Here is an 18,361-nt window from a genome sequence, read left to right as displayed (position 1 = left end):
CTGTTAAAAGATTAGTCTTTTTTAGAAAACGAAACCCATTTCTTCCAACCGGAACGCTTACGGCCATCTTCACTATCAAAATAGCTCGTGCCTTCTTTTCCATAACCATAGCCATATCCATAGCCATAGCCATAACCACCGTAGCCATAATACCCGTAACCACCTTGCTTGGTAATATCATTAATAATGATAGAGGCGTGTGGTAATTTATTATTCACATAAATATCATCGATCAACTGGATCTGCTTTTTCAACGTATAATTATGACGAACTATGTATACAATGGCGTCCACATGGCGTCCGAGAGAAATCGCATCGCTTACAAGGCCTACTGGGGCAGTATCCACAATGATAACATCAAAGCGGCTCCTCAATTCCTTGAACAATTGATCGATCCGCTCATCCAGAAGCATTTCGGCGGGGTTTGGCGGAACAGGTCCGCAAGGGATCACAAAAAGGTTATCTACACCGGGCACAGGAGTAATCACCTCGTCCAGCTTGATCGAACTTACTATATAGTTTGTGATACCTTTTCTTTCATGAAGTCCCAATCCCTTAAGGATCTTTGGCTTCCTGATATCAAACTCCAGGATCACCGTCCGCTTGCCCGACAAGGCAAGTACTGAGCCCAGATTGGTGCTGATGAAAGACTTCCCTTCACCACTAAATGAAGAGGTAACCAGAATAGCCGGCTTTTCAACCTTCGGTAAAATGTATTGCAGATTCGAACGGATGATCCTGAATTGTTCAGCCAAAAATTTCCGGTTATTACTGGTAACTACAAGAGCTCCAGCCTGGTCGGCATGCCCAACTTCCCCGAGAATGGGAGCATCGGTAATTTGCTGTATATCATTTTTACTTTTAACCTTATCGTTCAGGTATTCCAACAGAAATACAATGCCCACCGGAATTGCTATCCCTAAAAGGATAGCCATGATATACAATCCCTTCCGATTGGGGCTTACAGGAATACCATTCGAAATCGCCGACTCCACCACTTTAATACTGGAAATGGTAGACGCAGACGCCAACGCTGTTTCGAGTTTTTTCTGCAGCAGGTAAGAATACAACTCTTGCAAGATTGCCTGTTGCCTGGTCACCTCCAACAATTGCTTTTCCTTCGATGGAATTGTGCTGATCACACCACCTGCACTACGGTTTTGACGTTGTAATTCGTCCAAAGCCAGCGTATAAGTTTGGCGCACATTCCTCATATTCGATATCATGTCACTACGCAATTTTTCGATGGCGGCATCCATCTTGACGATGGTAGGGTTGCCGGCCGGGATCGTAATCAACGCAGTCGATCGGTCAAGTTGCAGTTTATTAAAGGCACTCACCTGCTCCATCAACGCAGGTTCTTCAGCTCCCAACATAGCAGAAATGATCTGGTGCTCATTACGCCTATCAGAAAGGTAGGCAATATTGTAGTCGATCCATTTGAGCTTCATACCAAGTTGGACTATTTCTTTATTGCTCTCCGATAATTCATTGAACAATAAGTTTGCCTGGGCTTCAGCACTATAAACCTGGTTCTTCTGCCGGTAATTCTGCAGATTGAACTCCACTCCCTTCAACTCCCGGTATACTGTATCCAACTGACTATTAATAAATGAAAGCGTTTTGCCGGCAATTTCCCGCTTGTCTTCCAGACTGGCCAGTTGATATTCTCTCATGTATTGATTAACAATATCATTGCCCAGTCTGATATTTTCTGTTTGATAGGAAATGCTTAAGACATTTGTTCCTTCACCAACTCGCCCTACACCGATCGAGCCGCTCAACATAGCAGCCATACTTTCCGTTGGTACCCAACTTACGTTGAACTCGTTACTCGCAAACCCTAACCGATCTGAATTACCTCCTCTAAGACGAAAGCGAACACCACCGACCTCAACCGCTTCATTAAAATTGTATGTTTGGGGAGCTTCATTAATCCTGAACTGATTATCATTCAGTATAGTGATCAAGATGCCAAAACCTTTCAGGGAATCAGCAGAAACGATTTCAAAATCAAAAGGAACCTCCTCCGGGTGAATAATGGTAGAACGAATCTTTCCTTTGTTATTAACTTGCATTTCCAGGCCAAGGCTTCGAACCACCCGACTGGCCATTGAACGGGATTTAATGATCTCAATCTCATCATTTAACTTATCAGCCTTCTGCATCATAAAGATGTCGTCAAACTTCTCGCCGGCATTGCTATAAGGGGTCTGACTGTTGACCAACAGTTTACCAGAAACATTGTAGGTTGGTGTGGAGTAGCGCAGCTTCAAATAAGCGGCAGCCAGCATGATCACTACCGAAACGATCAACCATGGCACGTACCGGATGTACTTAAAGATGATCTCACGGGGCGTAATTGAAAGCCTCGACCGTTTTGGTTCTAAAATCTCTTCTACCATGGTTAATTGAATATATTGATGAAGATTGCTATAGTTGCTAAAATACTGGTGGCAATAGTGATATTTCGAACCGTAGCCTGGTCATTTAACGCAGCCTTCTTCTTGGTCACGTCCACAATCACCATATCATTTTGCTGCAGATAATAATAGGGAGATGCGAATACCTCTGGTTTACTAAGGTCTAGTTGAGCAAACTGGCGCACACCATTAACTTCCCGTACAACCATGACATTATCCCGCTTCCCGTATACCGTAATGTCTCCGGCCAGGCCAATGGCGTCAAAGATGCTGATCTTTTCAGTGGGAAAACTGTATACGCCCGGCCGGCTTACCTCACCAACCAAAGTCACTTTATAGTTAAGGAAGCGAACCTCAACATAAGGATTCTTTAAAAGGTCCAACGCAACATAACGCCCAGCCAGCGTATCGGCCAATTGTCTTTTGCTCATTCCAGCTGCCTGTATCCTGCCAATTTTATACAGCTGAATAAATCCATCATGGCTAACCAGGTAGCCGGTAGAGCTCTTGGCAGGGTTATCATTAAATAGTTCAGGTTTCGTGCTCTTCGCATCAATATCCAAGGCTATCGGCTGGCCTGATACAGCAGCCGTTGCACTGGCATCGTCACTGAATAAAGTTATACCCAACAAATCGCCGGTTTGAATGACCGGATCGGTAAACTGAACTTTGCTTAACCTCGCCGTGTCGAAACTGCCCTGCACGTACTGAAGATTCTTAACATTGCCACAAGAACTAGCCAGTAGGATTACAAATGCCATCAAAATGATGCCTGATAGGCGTTGCATGAAGATCGTTTTAAGGTATTTATCGATTCTATTGTTTTTCAATCACCCCGATTTTTGATTTGTCGATATAAGCTGTTAATGTAAATCCAATGCTTTCAATCAAAACCTCGACTTTTTTGCGCAGCACGCGTTTAACGGTACCTTTTTTCCCCATCAATACGCCTTGTTGAATGACAACCGTATCCTCTGCGGCAAGATTGATTTGCCGAACCTCCACATCTTCAAAGTCGCTTAGGAACTTGCGAATTGTTAGTATTTCTTTATCCTTGATGATCGCCGGCTTGCCCTCCCAGTACACAAAATTTACTACCCCATCTACCATCCTAACAGGCGTTTTATCATCTTCGGTAACACGCACAAAAACATAGGACTTGAAGAGAGGCTCTTCCACAACTTTTATCCGGTCACTCCATTTACGGTGCACCTTATTCAATGGGCAATAGCACTCTACCCCCTTTTCCAACAAAAGGCCATAGACCTTCTTCTCCCATCGGGGCTTGGTATAGATCGCATACCACTTCTTTATGGTTCCATTACTGCTCATCTGAATAATAAGATCCTATCTAACGAACTTTTAATCATTCCATTGCCATTGCTATGTCAAGTACAACGTTCACGCTTCCCACCCATAGCTTCGCCACCTCAGTCCCACATTTATCGAATAAGTGACTGATTAACAATACTTAACCAAATTGAGGTCTATATCCTATAAAGCGAAAAAGGGTATAAGTGAGCCTTCCAGAGAAGTACTCCCCATACCCTTCCTATAATATTGTAAAAATGAGTGTTGTGTTATTTTCACAGGTATTCGTTCCAGGTCACCTAAAATTGGACTGCCAACTTTTCGTTGGACGTTTGCAAATATAGGAGATTTTTAATGCGCAAAATCACGCCATTAAAATACTTAAACCATTATTTTTCAATAAAAAATATCAATCTCTCAGTCACAAAACTGAGCGATTTCCATATTGGCAGATATGGCTAATTGAAATAATCTATTGGAAACCTTCTTCAGTCTATTCAGGGATTAGCACAATTGACTGCCAACATGATAAGCTCTAGCCTCAGTTTCGACATCCAATGCTTGGGGTATACGCGTAACGCTAACAAGTAGCTACCCGAAGCTCATCCGGCTTCGAAAGGTAAAGCGCAGCACTCCCATTACAAACCACAGACCAAATTCATGATCAGCTTCTTAATTCATTTTAATTCTTTACAAAGTTTGACAGCACGACACATCTTGCTCCTTCAACCTTGTTCCTTATCTTTCCCTATAAATTGATCAGCTTTGACCCAACGCTTCTATTCCCTCGACGTATTCCGTGGCGCCACAGTAGCCCTCATGATCCTCGTAAATAACCCCGGAAGCTGGGGACATATCTATGCTCCGCTCGAACACGCCCCCTGGCACGGATGCACTCCTACCGACCTTGTATTTCCCTTTTTCCTCTTTGCGGTCGGCAACGCCATGTCGTTCGTAATGCCCCGGCTGGAAGCTGCCGGCACACCCGTTTTCCTCAAAAAAGTCCTCACCCGTACCCTGCTGATATTTGCTATAGGCCTGTTTCTCAACTGGTCACCATTTGTAAGATGGGTCGATGGAGCACTCTCCTTCCGCCCATGGACTGACCCACTCGTTGAAGGCAAAACACCTTCCGGCGTCCGTATCCTTGGCGTATTGCAACGCATCGCACTCAGCTATTGCTTCGCCTCATTGATCGTTTACTTTTTTAAAATACGGGGAGCTCTTTTCGCTTCCATCATCTTAATGCTCGGCTATTGGGTTTGGTGCCTCCTGGGCAACCCAGCCGATCCTTTCAGCCTGCAGGGATATTTTGGCACCCAGGTCGACAAAGACATTTTGGGAGTAGCACACATGTACAAAGGAGAAGGGATACCCTTCGATCCGGAGGGAATTACCAGTACGCTCACTTCGATAGTGCAGGTGATATTTGGGTACTTCGTTGGACATTATATTCAGCAAAAAGGCAAAACCTATGAAATGCTTACCCACCTCTTTGTGGCCGCAGGCCTATTGATATTTACAGGCTTTTGCTGGGATATGGTATTCCCCATTAACAAAAAGATCTGGTCAAGCTCATTTGTTCTCTACACAACCGGCCTCGCCATCTTTGTTCTTTCATTCCTCATATTCCTGATAGAGTTCCGGAAAGTACACGAACACAGAGGTATCACCAGGAGCCTTAGCAAGTTCTTCGATGTATTTGGCAAAAACCCCCTTTTCATTTTTGTGCTGAGCGGATTCCTGCCCCGGTTCCTTGGACTGTTCCGCTGGGTAGACCATGTAGGAGATAATGGAAAACCCGTTTACACCAGCGCATTCCCCTGGTTTTATGAACATATTTGTAAACCGATATCGGAAAACCTGAAAAACGGATCACTCCTATATGCAATTTGCATGATAGCGTTCTATTGGTCTATCGTTTATTGGCTCGACAAAAAGAAGATCTATATTAAGGTCTAAGGCGTAGTGACATGTATATCCATGAAAAAACCTTTGAAAGAAAGCAAAACAATTTCGATGCGCTTCGCCTGTTGGCAGCACTAATGGTGTTTGCTTCACATGCCACCATGTATCAACGGCCCTACAAGGGAGAGCCGCTCGAATTGCTGACCGACGGGAAATTCCACCTTAGTTCTTGTGGGTTATATATATTCTTTACGCTAAGTGGATTCCTCGTTTGCCGAAGCTTAAGTCAAACAACGGTAAAAGACTATCTGCGTAACCGCCTGCTCCGGATAATCCCCGGCATTTCTGTATGCACCTTGCTCACCGTACTGGTAACCGGACTTTTTTTCACCACCTTACCATTTGTTCAATTCATCACACACGTGCAAACCTGGCATTTCCTGGCGCAGAACGCTCTTCCCTTCCGGGTTGTGTTCACATTGCCGGGAGCATTTGATGGACGATCGGTTAATAGTTCACTATGGACCATACCGCTTGAACTGAAACTTTATTGTCTACTGTTGATCGGTTATTTACTCAAGGGCAGTTCACTTCGAATTGCAATAGGCATTGTCTGGTGCTCTATCCTCCTCGCAAGCCTAATGACCAAACTCTTTCCGGGAACATTCGCACAGTCGATACAGGCATTTCTGCCTGAGCGAACATTAATCACCTATTTCATGAGTGGAGCCTTTTTTTACATTTTCAGAGATAAAATTCCTGTGAAAGGAACCATTTGGCTTGCCTTGCTTATCGTTTGGCTATTTGCGCTAAAAGTGTTTCCAGCCTATTCGTCTGTGCCAACAGTTTTATTTTTCGTGTACACTGTTATATGCATAGGCGTGTGTAAACCAATGGTCTACTTAGGAACAGCCGACATTTCATACGGCTTCTATCTGTACTCCTATCCTGTACAACTTTGTGTAGATCAGGCCTGGGGCCATCAAATGAAATACTGGCAATTCAATACTATAACGCTGGCAATAACATTAATACTGGCTGTCGCATCCTGGCATGTCGTTGAAAAGAAAGCATTGTCACTAAAAAAGCATAGAAGACCGGTTGCCATTGAAAAGCTTGTTGCTTAACCAAAAGACAAGGCAAACCAACACAAACAGCAGGCAAACAATAAGGACAGAAAACCTGGCCGCAGCCATGTCATAAGCCATCATCACATTCCATTTCGAAATATTCCCTTGCAGGCTTTTGATCATAGCTGTAGAACCGATAATACCGCAAATCGCCGCGCCAGCCAACAACCAGAAAGCGCCTTTACCTGCACGGATCAGGATCTCGTGACCGGTCAGCCTCGACAAAAAGATACAGGCAACAGCCAGTCCGAAAGTGTATAATCCGATAAAAACGCAGTTGAAGTATATACCCTGCAAGACCTTGGCAAAAAAACCACCCAGGGTCCACTCCCTGATAATTCCCTGCGCAACAGTTATATCCTTCGCAATCTCAAACCGAACCATTTCGGCATAAGTAAGCGGCCGCAGGTAAGTATCAGCACCAAAGATAAATAGGACGTTGATGACCAGTAACCACCAAAACCATCGTTGAAGCGAAGTTGTAGGAGCTGCGTATGTCACTTTCATAGCAAGTGGAATTAGCGGCCAAACGATCGTCGAAGATCACCCGGCACCAGATAAAGTTAACTAATTTCTGAAATTTGGCTATAACGGGATCAGTGATCAACACAAGGACATAGATTCCCATAATTTCAATATATTATAGCATGAAAAAGCTCCTGCAATGGCTATTCAGAAAACCAGTAGCATGGCTGGCTGAAAAAGTATCCTCCTCTCCCGATAAGGAGGCAGTATTTGCATCACTCAACAAGCTAAAAGCCGATATAGAAAAAAGCAAGGGAACCAATGGCGTTATCATGCCATTTGAAATGGAGGGCGCAAAATATATTGTATTCTCCGACCAGCATAAAGGATGCAAGGACTTTGCCGACGACTTTGCTCCTGCCGAAACCAATTACCGGAGAGCACTTCAACACTATTTTGATCAGGGTTATACCTTTATAAATATCGGTGATTGTGAAGAATTGTGGGAAAACACCCCTAAGGCGGTGATCGAAAGCAATAGGCTCACCTTGCTTGAGGAAGCCCGTTTCCTGCAGGAAGACCGGTACTATCGCGTATTTGGCAATCACGATCTCGAATGGAACTACCTGATACAACAGAACCAATACCTGAAGCCCATCTTTGGAGAAAAATTCAAAGTACATGAAGGCGTCCTGTTAAAGACAAGATACAAGAACCAGGAATACGCCGTGTTTCTTACCCATGGACATCAGGGCGATAAAAAAAGCGATGGCAATCCATTTAGCAAGTGGGTGGTGGCAGCCATCTGGACACCCATACAGCGTTTTCTTGAAGTAACCATCAACACTACCTCAGACTCATTCGAACTCGTAGACCGCCACAATATTATGATGTACGAATGGAGCGCTACTCAAAAGAACCTTGTCTTCATTTCGGGGCATACGCATAAACCAGTATTTGCATCGCTCGATCATATTGACCGGCTTACTAGACAATTGGAAAAAGCAATTGCTACCGATAACGAAGAGCAGGCAAAGGTGATCACAGCAGACATTGAAAAAAGAAAACTGGAATACGCCGGCAAACAAGTAGTTAAAACCATGGCGCATCCCAGTTATTTTAACAGCGGTTGCTGTTGTTTTAGCGACGGTGATATTACAGGAATCGAGATCTCGGATGGCTTTATCCGGCTTACCAAATGGGAGTCGTCTGATGACGGCCCCCAACGGAAAGTATTGGAAGAAGCGCCGCTGGATTACATCTTTGATTCTCTTATTTAAACCATAAGCCCTACTCTCCCACAATATCCTGCCCCTTCTTCATCCAGGGCTTGGGAGCTGTACCATCCATCTTCACGATCTTCGGATAGAACGCCCCTACAGTATCCACAAGATGCTGTTGCGCGTTCATCACGGTATGAATGTCCTTATAGGCATGAGGCGCTTCATCCAAACCACCACCCAGGAGCTTTACACCATGCTTGGTTAACATGTCATTTAAAGCATTTTTGGTGATGGAGTTCAGTGCAGCCGTACGGCTCATCTTTCTTCCGGCACCATGCGAAGCGGAGAATAATGACGCAGCTTCACCTTTCCCCTTTACAATGAAACCAGGGGCAGTCATGGACCCGGGGATAATACCCAATACATCTTTCCCTGCCGGGGTCGCCCCTTTCCGGTGCACGATCACCTCCCGGTCTTCATACATTTCCTTCCAGGCAAAATTGTGGTGATTTTCTACCATCTTCAACGGCTGACGTCCCAACTGCTTCGCGATCTTCGCATGGATAATATGATGACAGGCACTTGCATAATCGCCGGCCAGGTTCATGGCCAACCAATATTCAATACCTTCCTGTTCATCCATGCTCAACCAGGCCAGGTTATGGGCTTCGCCAGGCAAACGCCTTTTGTCTTTGGCCACTCGGGTATAATGGTTAGCAATATTAGCCCCCAGCGCTCTAGACCCCGAATGGCTCAGCAAACCAAGATAAACACCGGGCTCAATACCAAGCTGAACATCTTTATCTATTATTTCAACGATCCCGAATTCCACAAAATGATTTCCGGAACCCGAAGAGCCAAGCTGCCGTGCAGCCCTGTCTTTCAAGCTTTTCAGGATCGGCAGATCATCAAACTCCGGACGATCGATCACTGCATGCTCACTCATCACGTCAAATTGCCGTCCGCTACCAAATAAAGTAGCCTCATTCAACTCTCGGGTGAAATAGCTTTCCCGCTGAGTAAGCTCCTTAGGATCGATGTCGAAAACAGACAAACACATCCTGCAACCGATATCCACGCCTACGCCATAGGGAATCACAGCATTTTCCGTAGCAAGCACACCACCGATCGGCAGTCCATAACCCGCATGGGCATCAGGCATCAGGGCACCGGCAACCGATACAGGTAGCCTGGCAGCCTGGTTCATTTGGTTCATCGCGCCGGATTCAATAAACTCACCACCAAATACATTGTACTGCACCCCGGTCTGATTCAGCGGAATATCCTCACCTTCCGGCTCGGGCTTGGGCATCAGCTGTTCCGCAATAGGCGCCAACACCTCATCTGCCAGGAACTCGCCGGGAGCATCCAGCACACGTTTCAATATTTCAAGCGCCTGCTCCCCTGTATGATGCTTATAGTTACGTTCCATTAAATGCATAGCAATGCTGATCACCGGACCTTCCGGATAACCGATCGCTCTCAATTCTTTTCCTTTCAATTTTAACTTTGCCATACTCTTTAATTTTCAATAACAGCCCTCCTGAAACCGATAACCTGAACCTGCGGAGACTGGTAAGCCTCCTCGTGGGGATTGGCTATTTCGGCAATGGTCTTAGGCTGATTAATAACGTTATCAAATCCCAGGTGATTGCTAAGCTGCTGGGATTTTTGAATACTCAATTTACCGAATTCATACCGGGCAATCAATCTCCCTTTCCGCATCAACGCCTGGTCGATCATTGCCACTGAACTGTTGAAAGTACATACCAGCTGAACATTCAGGAAGTCGGACAATAGCCCATCAGATATGTTCAACAGGTTCGAAACAGATGATTGCGGATTGCTTCGCCTGTCCATGATCACATTTTCAGCATCTTCGATAATGACCACGCTATTGGGGTTATCGATCAGCAGATCAATAAAATCAGGATCAGTCAGACTACACGCAATATTGGGAGAAAGGAACAACACCTTCTTTTTGATTCTCCCCACCAGATACCTCAGGTAAGTAGTCTTCCCCGACCCTGGCAAACCGTGCAATAACACGATGCCTTTGTCGTCCTTTTGATTCAGACGTTTGCGGATATTTTCATCCACCGCTTTAAAGTCGTCTTCATAGAATAGGCGCAGGTCCAGTTTTGTCCGCTTGATCTCCATGGCTTTGAGTTCAAGATAATTGCCGCTCTTGACAATAAGGTTGATCTCAAGGGGCTTTCTTCTTTGCTTTTCTTTAAAGCCCCGTAAATAGCTGATAAGCCCGGAAGTGAACTCCTTTCGTTCCTCATTATGAAGGATCTTGCAATATCCCTCGCCGAACTCAAGCACACATCGATCATGGAGAATGACAACGGTGTCATCAAACTCCACATCCTTATCCTTGCGCCTGATCCACCGGTAGGTGTGTACCGAAGAAATATGATCCTTATATTGCTCACGAAAGGCATCAAATGCGGTTTCACCTTCAATATCATCCACATAGCTGATGCTCGGGATAGAAGTGAAGCAATACATATATAAAGCCTGGCAGTCGATAAAGTACCTGCCAAATACGCTATTAGCGCTGATAACGCGCTGTTCAATAGCCTTGTCCATTGATGTAAGATTGAAATAGTTAAACAGTTGTTGATTCGGCACCGGCAGGCATACCGGGCAATACATCTTAACACTGCCTATTTCATTACAAGAGTGCGCATATACATTGTTTTAAAGCACGGGTTGAAGGATTCGAACCTCCATGGCCGGATTTGGAGTCCGGATTGTTAGCCAATTACATCAAACCCGCAGGTTGTGGACGAAACAAGATTCGAACTTGTACACACCCGGCTTCAACGGGCTGCTCTACCATTGGAGCTATTCGTCCATAAAATATTCGCGGGAACAGGATGAGTCGAACATCCATTCTTCCGTTAACAGCGGAGCGTTCTGCCATTGAACTATATTCCCAAACAAGGCAACAATCAGGAAAAGCTTTTTTTCGTACAATGCGCTACCCCTGCGCCAAGTCCAGCATTCCTGCCGGCTATAGGATTCGAACCTATGACCTTTGCATCCCAGTCGAAGTAACTTTTCCTTACGGCACTTGTAGACGGCTTAAGAAGACTCGAACTTCTATCTGTACGTTCGTAGCGTACTATTCTTCCGTTGAACTATAAGCCGTTTCGGTTGTCTTCGGGGCTCGAACCCTGTACTCCTCATTCACAGTGAGGTATTTTGCCAGATAAACTAAAGACAACATAAAACAGATACCGGGCTCAGACTCGAACTGAGAACATCACAGTCAAAGTGTGATATGTTGGGCCGGTTACACTACCCGGTATTGTTGGCCTGGCGGGGATCGAACCCACAACCATTTGCGTATAAGGCAACCGCTCTCACCATTGAGCTACAGGCCAGTTGGTTGCGGCCTCCGGACTTGAACCGGAACGATTACCTTATGAGGGTAACATGCTACCATTACACCAGGTCGCCAGATAAGGAATATCGCAGTCTATACGGGACTCGAACCCGTTTCTCCGGATCGACAATCCGGGGCGTTACCCATACACTAATAGACTAGGAAAAGCGGTAACAAACGAACAGTGTCCATATATCGGTTTCAAGACGAAGTAACACTGGTCTACGACACGCTTGAAGTCTGTAGGGGAATCGAACCCCTGTCTCAGGATAGAAAGTCCCGGGCCCTACCATTAGACGAACAGACCTTATTTCTCTTTTGTATAGCAGGCAGGACTCGAACCTGCATCCTCTTCGTTCCAGGCGAAGTATCCAACCAATTGGAATGCTGCTATAGGTAGCCATGATCCTGTCTCTTAGATCATGACTATTTTTTCCATCTGAACCAAATGCCTTTTGGCATGCTCAACCAGGAAAACGATATAATGATACACATCGAGCTTACCCAGGTTATTCACTGACATTGTAGTCTTATATAATACCCCTTGTCCATGGGACAGGTGACTCAACAGGTCGAGACACTCCTTTTCCTGAAGGCGCAACTTGTCCTTTACCGCGTCCAGCGAGACATCACCAGTCGGAACCATATGATCGGGCCGCTGCCAATTAAAAGCTTCCGGCCTGCCGATCAATTCCATTTTTGCCCAATCAATATCATATCCGTCCAGCAAATGGCGGTAACTTTCATGGGCCGCCTTTTCAAGGGCCTTTATGGCACCCTTGCGTATCAGGATCAACAAGTAGTGATTCGTTAATGAAATATGTTCCAATATTTCAGCGATACTCCACCCACCATTCAACCGCAATCCATGTAATTGATCTTCCTGCATGTCGAACCATCCATACACCTCGCTAAAAGTGCTTGCCAGCTCTCCCCTAATTCTGCTCATTAGATCCTCCTTCATACTTTCTTTTTTTGGAAAGTAGCCTCCCGCAGCATCGCGGGAGAGCTACTGTATCCTCCTTTTCTGCACATAATTTTTTTATAGCTCAATAGAACCGATCAGTTTCAAAGCATCTTCACCGCGTTCTATAGCATCCAATACGTCGAAGATCTTGTCACTCCATCCCGCTACCAGATATACATCGTTGTTCTGTATCCGTAACGGAGCATTTCCATACCCCGCAAGATCGAACAGGTACAATTTTGCAAGCGGCGCTATACGCTTGTACTGTTTCCACAGATCTTCAATATGCTCCGCGCTTCCATGGCTATTCCACAACTGGCAATCCGTAAAGAGCATTACTTTATCTACCCTACGTTTTTGCTGCAATAGATCTTTGATTACCAGGAAGCCATTGGTATTGTAACCTACTTCCCCTTCCCGACGATGCAACTCATCCACATTCCTCAACACCTGGTTGCGGGGAACCGGGATCACTTTCCAGGTATCGCCAAACATACCTGCAACAACATTCGCGCACCTGTACTGTAACAACATCGCCAGCATCAGACCAACATCAAACAACTGCACTTTACTCCTGGCACTCACCGGCTTCTGCATACTACCGCTAACGTCGGCAGCGATAACCACTGCAGTTTTTTCATCATACCCGGCTATGTTCGCAGCACTATGTTGGACTGCGCTCTCCAATGCCTCCAGCACTTTTCCAACCATACCATGTTGCACCAGTTTCAATTCCCGCCAGGCGCTCAGGAACCGGAAAGGAAGCTGCCTGCTTTTTGCCACAGCAACCGGATCGGCCAGGTACGCACAAACCTTGTCTATCGCCTCAACACACACGTCTGCTTCAAGAATATTGCGTAGGTTGCGCAACGTGGCCATATAACCCAGTCGCTTGCTGAAGATCAACTCCTCCCACTTTTCTGTAAACGCAGAACGCTTAACCTCATCATTCACATAGCGCAGTTGACCAAGTGCGCTCAATTCCACCTCCCAGGTATATGGGTTCGCAAGGGTATCCTGCGCGATCTTGTCAAATAAGGCTTGCTGTGATTCATCGCTGGCTCGCGGATGCACCAGGAACAAGGCATCTTTCAGTTTTACCTGAGCGCCCCTGTTGTACTTGCCAAACTGGTACTCATCAAACTTATTGAAGGCTGTCGCCAATCCCCGCTGCACTTGTTTACTCAGCCTGTTCAATTGCTTTCTCCCTTTACGCCTATTGGCTTGCCCATACAAAGCCAGCATTTCAGTGATTTCATCGGCACGCTGTACAACTCTTCCGGTGAGCCGGCTCACCAAGGTATCCCCCTGGTGAATTCGGGCCAGTTCTACCGTAAGTACCAGCGGAATACTCCGCAGGTTCAAAACTTCCCGTGCATACACGGCGAGCCTCGCTACAAATGCCGCGTCACAGATGGAGATCAAAACCCGGATCCTTTCCAGGCGTTCCGCACTTCCTTCGTAGAATTGATCACTCAACGCAGTGGTCACCACGGCTGTGTACAATTCCATTTCCGGTGTTAGCACAAAGGCCTTTGCCCCTTCGTAGTTTTGAGCAGGAACTTTCCTGCGGAGACTGATGTTGAATTTCATGGCTATACCCTCCCTGATATTTAGCTTGTCTATGCAGGCATACCTGCTAATAATGATTATCGCAATTCAAACGCCGCCGGGTGCTGTACCATACCGGTATCACACGCCCTTTTCAACGGCTCCTTTACTGATCGTTTGGTCGAAAACAAATGCACCAACATCCTGATCGACAATACTGCTAATACTAATTTCATGTTAACCTCCTTTCATTGCTGTTTAATACGGGGCAACAAAAAACCCGGTCTTTTAAGAGACCGGGTTCACATTCATGATCACACAGTTTTTTACTGCGGATGAAAATGATCCGGTCGTTTATGCGCGCGCTCATTCCTAAATCGGCTAAGCCCGTTATTTAGATTGGTCAGAACATAGCTCGCCTGTATGGCCAGTGAACATAAGCCTGCCATTGACATTTCTGGTATGGATTGTCTTTTTTGCTGCATGGTGAAAAACAAAAAACCCCGCGTCCGGCGGGGCTTCTGTTATATCTTGGCTTTGTAGTTTACAATTTACCTGGCAACATAACATGCCCCGCATATTTGGTATAATCCTGACCGGGATTAAACCACTTCGTTGACTCGATATGCATTTGTATGCGAAGCATGATTATTTGTTTTAAATTTTATTAACAGTGCAAAGGTGTAATTATTTTTTTATTCCCACCAACTTTTTCCGAAAAATATTTTTCAGCGACAGGCCAGGCAAGTTAGTCACCCGCCCTTTCCACCCTCACAGACAAACGAATAATTATCAAAAGGCGCCTGGCTTATAGAGGTGATGCCGGATCGCATAAATGATGATGCCCGCCGTATTCTTGACATCCATTTTCTCCATGATCTTCATGCGGAGTCCTTCAACGGTCCGCACACTAAGGAATATCTTTTCGGCAATTTCTTTGCTGGTAAGGCCATTACAGATAAAACCGATGATGTCCAACTCGCGACTGCTGAATTCAGGTTTGTTTTGCAGCTTGTGCGGATTGAACTTACTTTTAGCTACCATTTGTGCCAGCTTGTTAGAGGTATGGCGGCAGTAATAAGGTTGTTGATTGTATACCGACTTGATGGCTTCCACGATCTCGTACTTATCGGCATTCTTAAGCAGGTAACCCTTCGCTCCGGCCTCCAGCATATCGATGATCAGGTCTTCCTCATCAAACATCGTAAGCGCAATAATTCCTACTTCCGGATAATGTTCTGCCAAATGGCGTGTAGCGGTAGCGCCATCCATATTCGGCATCTTTACATCGCTGATCACAATATCAGGCTGCTTGGCTTTCACCTGGTCTATGAGCTCTTTGCCATCGGCTGCTTCGCCAATGAGTTCGATATCGGGCTGCTTTACCAATACCATGCGCAGGCCGTCGCGGTAAATCTCATGATCATCAGCAATAATCACTTTTATATTGCCGTGTATTTTCATACAATTAGGTTGGTTTCAGACAGGGATGTCAAATGTGTACATGGTTCCTTTTCCAGGTTCAGACTGGCAACTCAGTTCACCACCCATCACTTCTGCCCGGCTTTGCAAGTTACGAAGTCCAAGGCCCGGATTATCTTTTACTTTATTAAAATAATTGAACCCTTTTCCGTTGTCGGCTGTCATCAGGAGTAACCGGTTCTGCTCGATCACGATCTTAATGATCAGATAGGTTGCTTCAGCATGCTTGACCGTATTGTGCAGCACTTCCTGGATGATACGGTAAATGTTGATCTCCTTATGCTGATCCAGTTGTAGCCCCTGTTCACAGATGAATTTAATCTGCAGACCGTAGATCTGCTGATTGTTGTTCACCAATTCTTCAATCGCTTTCTGCAAACCCTTTCGCACAAGCGTATTCGGCATGAGGTTATTGGATATCTCACGCAACTTACCTATTATGGTATCAATGTGGGTGCTAGACTTCTCGATGACATACATGTCATCGGGACTATCCGTGTCCAGACTATTGATCTGAAGTTTAACGGCCGACAAAAGCGGCCCCAGCTCATCATGGAGGTCAGAAGCGATCCTTTTCCTTTCCTTTTCCAGGGTGTCTATCTCTGCCTGAATCTTCTCCTTGTTCATCCGCAAACTTCTTCGCTGGTAACGGATAATGGTAATGATGTAGTAGAAGAGAATAATCCCTACTACACCAACTACAATGAGAAGGGAGTCGTAAAGTTTTGCTTCCTGGGAATCCATAAGGCCGCTACTGCATAAAGTAAATTAACCAGTAAATTAGTATAAACATTGATCTGCTGCAAGTTTACCCTGAAACTATTGGTTATATTTTGCTTGAACACAGACAGTGAAGTTACATTCACAAGAATGAAAAAAGTATAAAACACGATGATCCCAATACAGATCAGGAATTTAGGATTACGAAAAATATTACCGCGTTCATGAACCACTACTTTATTAAAAGTATTCACGCTAAAAAAGATCAGGGCAAAGGAGTAGATCGTCAGAAAGTAGAAGTTCAGCGTTTTGAACCCGTGGACGTAAAATGAGCAGTACACCCAAATCGCCAGGAAAAATGCCAGGATAGAAATAAAAACGTCTTTTCGCCTGTTAAATAACCCCCAGTTATGGAACAACCAGGTAAACAGGCAAAACTCTATATAAGAGTAAACATGTAGGCTGGGTATTAAAAGATCTGGCCTATGATTGACGGTAAATGCCCGGGCCAGCAATTCCATCAGGGATGCAATAAAAGTATAGTATATGAAGGGATAGTAAGCCGGATCGATCTTCCGGTACCTTACTATCCCTATAAACAAAGCGATTAATATGCTTTGGCTTAGAACAAAGTGAACAAAGTTGTTCATTAGCTAAAAATCATGGGGTATTAAATTGAGCAGAATCCTTCCTGCAAACTTAGCGATTGCTGCTGTCACCATCACAAGGAGGTGCACATTGGCCATACTCAAACCCACCTTCTCCGCCACTGCCCAAAGACGGTGCTTCAGCCCCGGAGCTCTTACGCACAAAAAGGTCATTACCTTTTTTATCCACGCCAACCAGGATCAGGCGAAGGTCCTGCCGGCCCTTGCTATTAATGGCGGTAGCACCATAATAAACCCTGATTCCGATACAATTGGAATCTTTCATTAAGTCCAGCACACTTTTCTTGTTAAAGGCTTCTGAGAAGGGGATAAAAAGGGAAGGCATCAACTTAGCAAGCGTATCCCGGTCGGCATCAAACCGTTTCCTGTAGGCCGCAATCGAATCTTTAGGGATAAAGTGGTCGCGCACACCCAACGCACTTGAATCAACAGGCGTAGGGATCCAAACTCCGTCGCCTTTAGGACCACCATCACCACACGAACTGATCATTAACGATAAGGTTACGGCCCCGGTTAGCAGCAGGGCCCGCTGCAAGGATAATTTTCTGAGGTTAGTTGTCATAAAACTGATTTTTGAGGTTTAAACAGTCAAACAGCAGCTAAAGATATTCGTAATCATCCTTTAACCCCTCACGTAGAAGTACTCATTTTACATTCACAGTTTACGATACACTTAGGGTACTTCATCTCTTTGCCTGGCCATAAATTTTAACCAACTTTGGTATACTGAATTGATCCGCCCCTCTGCTAACCCTGATCAACCCCGCAAATCCGATCAACGACCAATATTCCGCTTGCGGACATATTACTCAAAACTATGCATATGAAACGCCAACAACCGGCCTCACCAGGAACATCTCCGCTTCGCACAGCATGCAGCAAACGGCCAGTAGTCATGACCGGTAATACCTGCGAGCTTGAAATGTTACAGGGATATTATCGGGAAAAATTGCAGGAGCTTCAGCATCGCCTGCGTTCGTTGAACCTAATGGAAAATGCCCGGGAAATCTCCGCTATTTGCGTCGAGATCATCCGGGCAAAAAAAATCTTGACTTGCTAATCCTCAATAATAGTTACTTCAACTTTAGAAAGCTACGGCATAACCGTGACGTCTGC

At 45.3% G+C, this 18,361-nt stretch carries 15 protein-coding genes and 9 tRNA genes; 4 read left to right on the top strand and 20 right to left on the bottom strand.

Going from position 1 to position 18,361, the window contains the following annotated elements:
* Nucleotides 1-11: 11 nt before the first annotated feature.
* The 3 genes from P2H89_RS01410 to P2H89_RS01400 form a co-directional block, all read right to left on the bottom strand.
* Nucleotides 12-2,294 carry a polysaccharide biosynthesis tyrosine autokinase gene (locus tag P2H89_RS01410; protein ID WP_275824680.1) on the bottom strand — a complete coding sequence of 761 codons (2,283 nt, stop codon included), beginning with the start codon at nucleotides 2,292-2,294 and terminating at the stop codon, nucleotides 12-14.
* Between the two features lie 113 nt (nucleotides 2,295-2,407).
* On the bottom strand, nucleotides 2,408-3,184 hold the full coding sequence (locus tag P2H89_RS01405) for a polysaccharide biosynthesis/export family protein (RefSeq protein ID WP_275825389.1): 777 nt from the start codon (nucleotides 3,182-3,184) through the stop codon (nucleotides 2,408-2,410).
* 55 nt (nucleotides 3,185-3,239) lie between these two features.
* Nucleotides 3,240-3,755: a UpxY family transcription antiterminator gene (locus P2H89_RS01400; RefSeq protein WP_275824679.1), complete on the bottom strand. Its 516-nt coding sequence runs from the start codon at nucleotides 3,753-3,755 to the stop codon at nucleotides 3,240-3,242.
* A 744-nt stretch (nucleotides 3,756-4,499) separates the two neighbouring features.
* Between P2H89_RS01400 and P2H89_RS01395 the strand changes: the two genes are divergently transcribed.
* Together P2H89_RS01395 and P2H89_RS01390 are read left to right on the top strand one after the other, a co-directional pair.
* Nucleotides 4,500-5,696, top strand: coding sequence for a heparan-alpha-glucosaminide N-acetyltransferase domain-containing protein (locus tag P2H89_RS01395; protein WP_275824678.1), 1,197 nt, complete (start codon nucleotides 4,500-4,502; stop codon nucleotides 5,694-5,696).
* A gap of 11 nt (nucleotides 5,697-5,707) precedes the next feature.
* Complete coding sequence (locus P2H89_RS01390) at nucleotides 5,708-6,769, top strand: acyltransferase (RefSeq protein WP_275824677.1); 1,062 nt, start codon at nucleotides 5,708-5,710, stop codon at nucleotides 6,767-6,769.
* Here P2H89_RS01390 and P2H89_RS01385 read toward each other — a convergent pair.
* Nucleotides 6,722-7,279 carry a hypothetical protein gene (locus P2H89_RS01385; RefSeq protein WP_275824676.1) on the bottom strand — a complete coding sequence of 186 codons (558 nt, stop codon included), beginning with the start codon at nucleotides 7,277-7,279 and terminating at the stop codon, nucleotides 6,722-6,724. The two genes, P2H89_RS01390 and P2H89_RS01385, sit on opposite strands and share 48 nt — an antisense overlap.
* A gap of 140 nt (nucleotides 7,280-7,419) precedes the next feature.
* On the opposite strand from P2H89_RS01385, the gene P2H89_RS01380 reads away from it, so the two are divergent.
* On the top strand, nucleotides 7,420-8,517 hold the full coding sequence (locus P2H89_RS01380; protein ID WP_275824675.1) for a metallophosphoesterase: 1,098 nt from the start codon (nucleotides 7,420-7,422) through the stop codon (nucleotides 8,515-8,517).
* Between the two features lie 10 nt (nucleotides 8,518-8,527).
* Here the strand turns inward: P2H89_RS01380 and P2H89_RS01375 are convergent, their stop codons facing one another.
* The 16 genes from P2H89_RS01375 to P2H89_RS01300 all read right to left on the bottom strand — a co-directional run bounded on the left by P2H89_RS01375 (nucleotide 8,528) and on the right by P2H89_RS01300 (nucleotide 17,807).
* A complete protein-coding gene (locus P2H89_RS01375) occupies nucleotides 8,528-9,976 on the bottom strand; it encodes an RtcB family protein (RefSeq protein WP_275824674.1) in 1,449 nt (482 codons plus the stop codon).
* 5 nt (nucleotides 9,977-9,981) lie between these two features.
* Nucleotides 9,982-11,055: an AAA family ATPase gene (locus P2H89_RS01370; RefSeq protein ID WP_275824673.1), complete on the bottom strand. Its 1,074-nt coding sequence runs from the start codon at nucleotides 11,053-11,055 to the stop codon at nucleotides 9,982-9,984.
* A gap of 117 nt (nucleotides 11,056-11,172) precedes the next feature.
* Nucleotides 11,173-11,245, bottom strand: a tRNA-Trp gene (locus tag P2H89_RS01365).
* A 6-nt stretch (nucleotides 11,246-11,251) separates the two neighbouring features.
* A tRNA-Phe gene (locus tag P2H89_RS01360) sits at nucleotides 11,252-11,323 on the bottom strand.
* Between the two features lie 12 nt (nucleotides 11,324-11,335).
* Nucleotides 11,336-11,406 (bottom strand) — tRNA-Asn (locus P2H89_RS01355).
* 142 nt (nucleotides 11,407-11,548) lie between these two features.
* A tRNA-Arg gene (locus tag P2H89_RS01350) sits at nucleotides 11,549-11,619 on the bottom strand.
* Nucleotides 11,620-11,782: 163 nt separating this feature from the next.
* Nucleotides 11,783-11,855 (bottom strand) — tRNA-Ile (locus P2H89_RS01345).
* Nucleotides 11,856-11,857: 2 nt separating this feature from the next.
* Nucleotides 11,858-11,932, bottom strand: a tRNA-Met gene (locus P2H89_RS01340).
* A gap of 14 nt (nucleotides 11,933-11,946) precedes the next feature.
* Nucleotides 11,947-12,017 (bottom strand) — tRNA-Asp (locus P2H89_RS01335).
* 76 nt (nucleotides 12,018-12,093) lie between these two features.
* Nucleotides 12,094-12,164: transfer RNA gene (locus P2H89_RS01330), tRNA-Glu, on the bottom strand.
* 14 nt (nucleotides 12,165-12,178) lie between these two features.
* Nucleotides 12,179-12,251: transfer RNA gene (locus P2H89_RS01325), tRNA-Pro, on the bottom strand.
* 21 nt (nucleotides 12,252-12,272) lie between these two features.
* Nucleotides 12,273-12,821 carry a DinB family protein gene (locus tag P2H89_RS01320; protein ID WP_275824672.1) on the bottom strand — a complete coding sequence of 183 codons (549 nt, stop codon included), beginning with the start codon at nucleotides 12,819-12,821 and terminating at the stop codon, nucleotides 12,273-12,275.
* Nucleotides 12,822-12,899: 78 nt separating this feature from the next.
* A complete protein-coding gene (locus tag P2H89_RS01315) occupies nucleotides 12,900-14,417 on the bottom strand; it encodes a TROVE domain-containing protein (RefSeq protein ID WP_275824671.1) in 1,518 nt (505 codons plus the stop codon).
* 750 nt (nucleotides 14,418-15,167) lie between these two features.
* Nucleotides 15,168-15,839, bottom strand: a complete 672-nt coding sequence (locus P2H89_RS01310) for a response regulator transcription factor (RefSeq protein ID WP_275824670.1) — start codon at nucleotides 15,837-15,839, stop codon at nucleotides 15,168-15,170.
* A 15-nt stretch (nucleotides 15,840-15,854) separates the two neighbouring features.
* On the bottom strand, nucleotides 15,855-16,601 hold the full coding sequence (locus P2H89_RS01305) for an ATP-binding protein (protein ID WP_275824669.1): 747 nt from the start codon (nucleotides 16,599-16,601) through the stop codon (nucleotides 15,855-15,857).
* Nucleotides 16,602-17,276: 675 nt separating this feature from the next.
* Nucleotides 17,277-17,807, bottom strand: a complete 531-nt coding sequence (locus tag P2H89_RS01300) for a hypothetical protein (protein WP_275824668.1) — start codon at nucleotides 17,805-17,807, stop codon at nucleotides 17,277-17,279.
* A 261-nt stretch (nucleotides 17,808-18,068) separates the two neighbouring features.
* Between P2H89_RS01300 and P2H89_RS01295 the strand changes: the two genes are divergently transcribed.
* Nucleotides 18,069-18,305, top strand: a complete 237-nt coding sequence (locus P2H89_RS01295; RefSeq protein WP_275824667.1) for a hypothetical protein — start codon at nucleotides 18,069-18,071, stop codon at nucleotides 18,303-18,305.
* The last annotated feature ends 56 nt before the right edge of the window (nucleotides 18,306-18,361 follow it).

The organism is Paraflavitalea sp. CAU 1676 (genome assembly GCF_029223285.1).
Lineage (GTDB): Bacteria > Bacteroidota > Bacteroidia > Chitinophagales > Chitinophagaceae > Paraflavitalea.
Note: the sequence above shows the minus strand (reverse complement) of the source record. Positions and strands in the feature narration are given on the sequence as shown.

Bases quoted from the DNA above. Each gene is read 5' to 3' on its own strand.
- P2H89_RS01410 (WP_275824680.1), bottom strand. From the start codon at position 2,294: ATGCTGGCTGCCGCTTATTTGAAGCTGCGCTACTCCACACCAACCTAC.
- P2H89_RS01405 (WP_275825389.1), bottom strand. From the start codon at position 3,184: ATGGCATTTGTAATCCTACTGGCTAGTTCTTGTGGCAATGTTAAGAAT.
- P2H89_RS01400 (WP_275824679.1), bottom strand. From the start codon at position 3,755: ATGAGCAGTAATGGAACCATAAAGAAGTGGTATGCGATCTATACCAAG.
- P2H89_RS01390 (WP_275824677.1), top strand. From the start codon at position 5,708: ATGTATATCCATGAAAAAACCTTTGAAAGAAAGCAAAACAATTTCGAT.
- P2H89_RS01385 (WP_275824676.1), bottom strand. From the start codon at position 7,279: ATGAAAGTGACATACGCAGCTCCTACAACTTCGCTTCAACGATGGTTT.
- P2H89_RS01380 (WP_275824675.1), top strand. From the start codon at position 7,420: ATGAAAAAGCTCCTGCAATGGCTATTCAGAAAACCAGTAGCATGGCTG.
- P2H89_RS01375 (WP_275824674.1), bottom strand. From the start codon at position 9,976: ATGGCAAAGTTAAAATTGAAAGGAAAAGAATTGAGAGCGATCGGTTAT.
- P2H89_RS01370 (WP_275824673.1), bottom strand. From the start codon at position 11,055: ATGGACAAGGCTATTGAACAGCGCGTTATCAGCGCTAATAGCGTATTT.
- P2H89_RS01320 (WP_275824672.1), bottom strand. From the start codon at position 12,821: ATGAAGGAGGATCTAATGAGCAGAATTAGGGGAGAGCTGGCAAGCACT.
- P2H89_RS01315 (WP_275824671.1), bottom strand. From the start codon at position 14,417: ATGAAATTCAACATCAGTCTCCGCAGGAAAGTTCCTGCTCAAAACTAC.
- P2H89_RS01310 (WP_275824670.1), bottom strand. From the start codon at position 15,839: ATGAAAATACACGGCAATATAAAAGTGATTATTGCTGATGATCATGAG.
- P2H89_RS01305 (WP_275824669.1), bottom strand. From the start codon at position 16,601: ATGGATTCCCAGGAAGCAAAACTTTACGACTCCCTTCTCATTGTAGTT.
- P2H89_RS01300 (WP_275824668.1), bottom strand. From the start codon at position 17,807: ATGACAACTAACCTCAGAAAATTATCCTTGCAGCGGGCCCTGCTGCTA.
- P2H89_RS01295 (WP_275824667.1), top strand. From the start codon at position 18,069: ATGAAACGCCAACAACCGGCCTCACCAGGAACATCTCCGCTTCGCACA.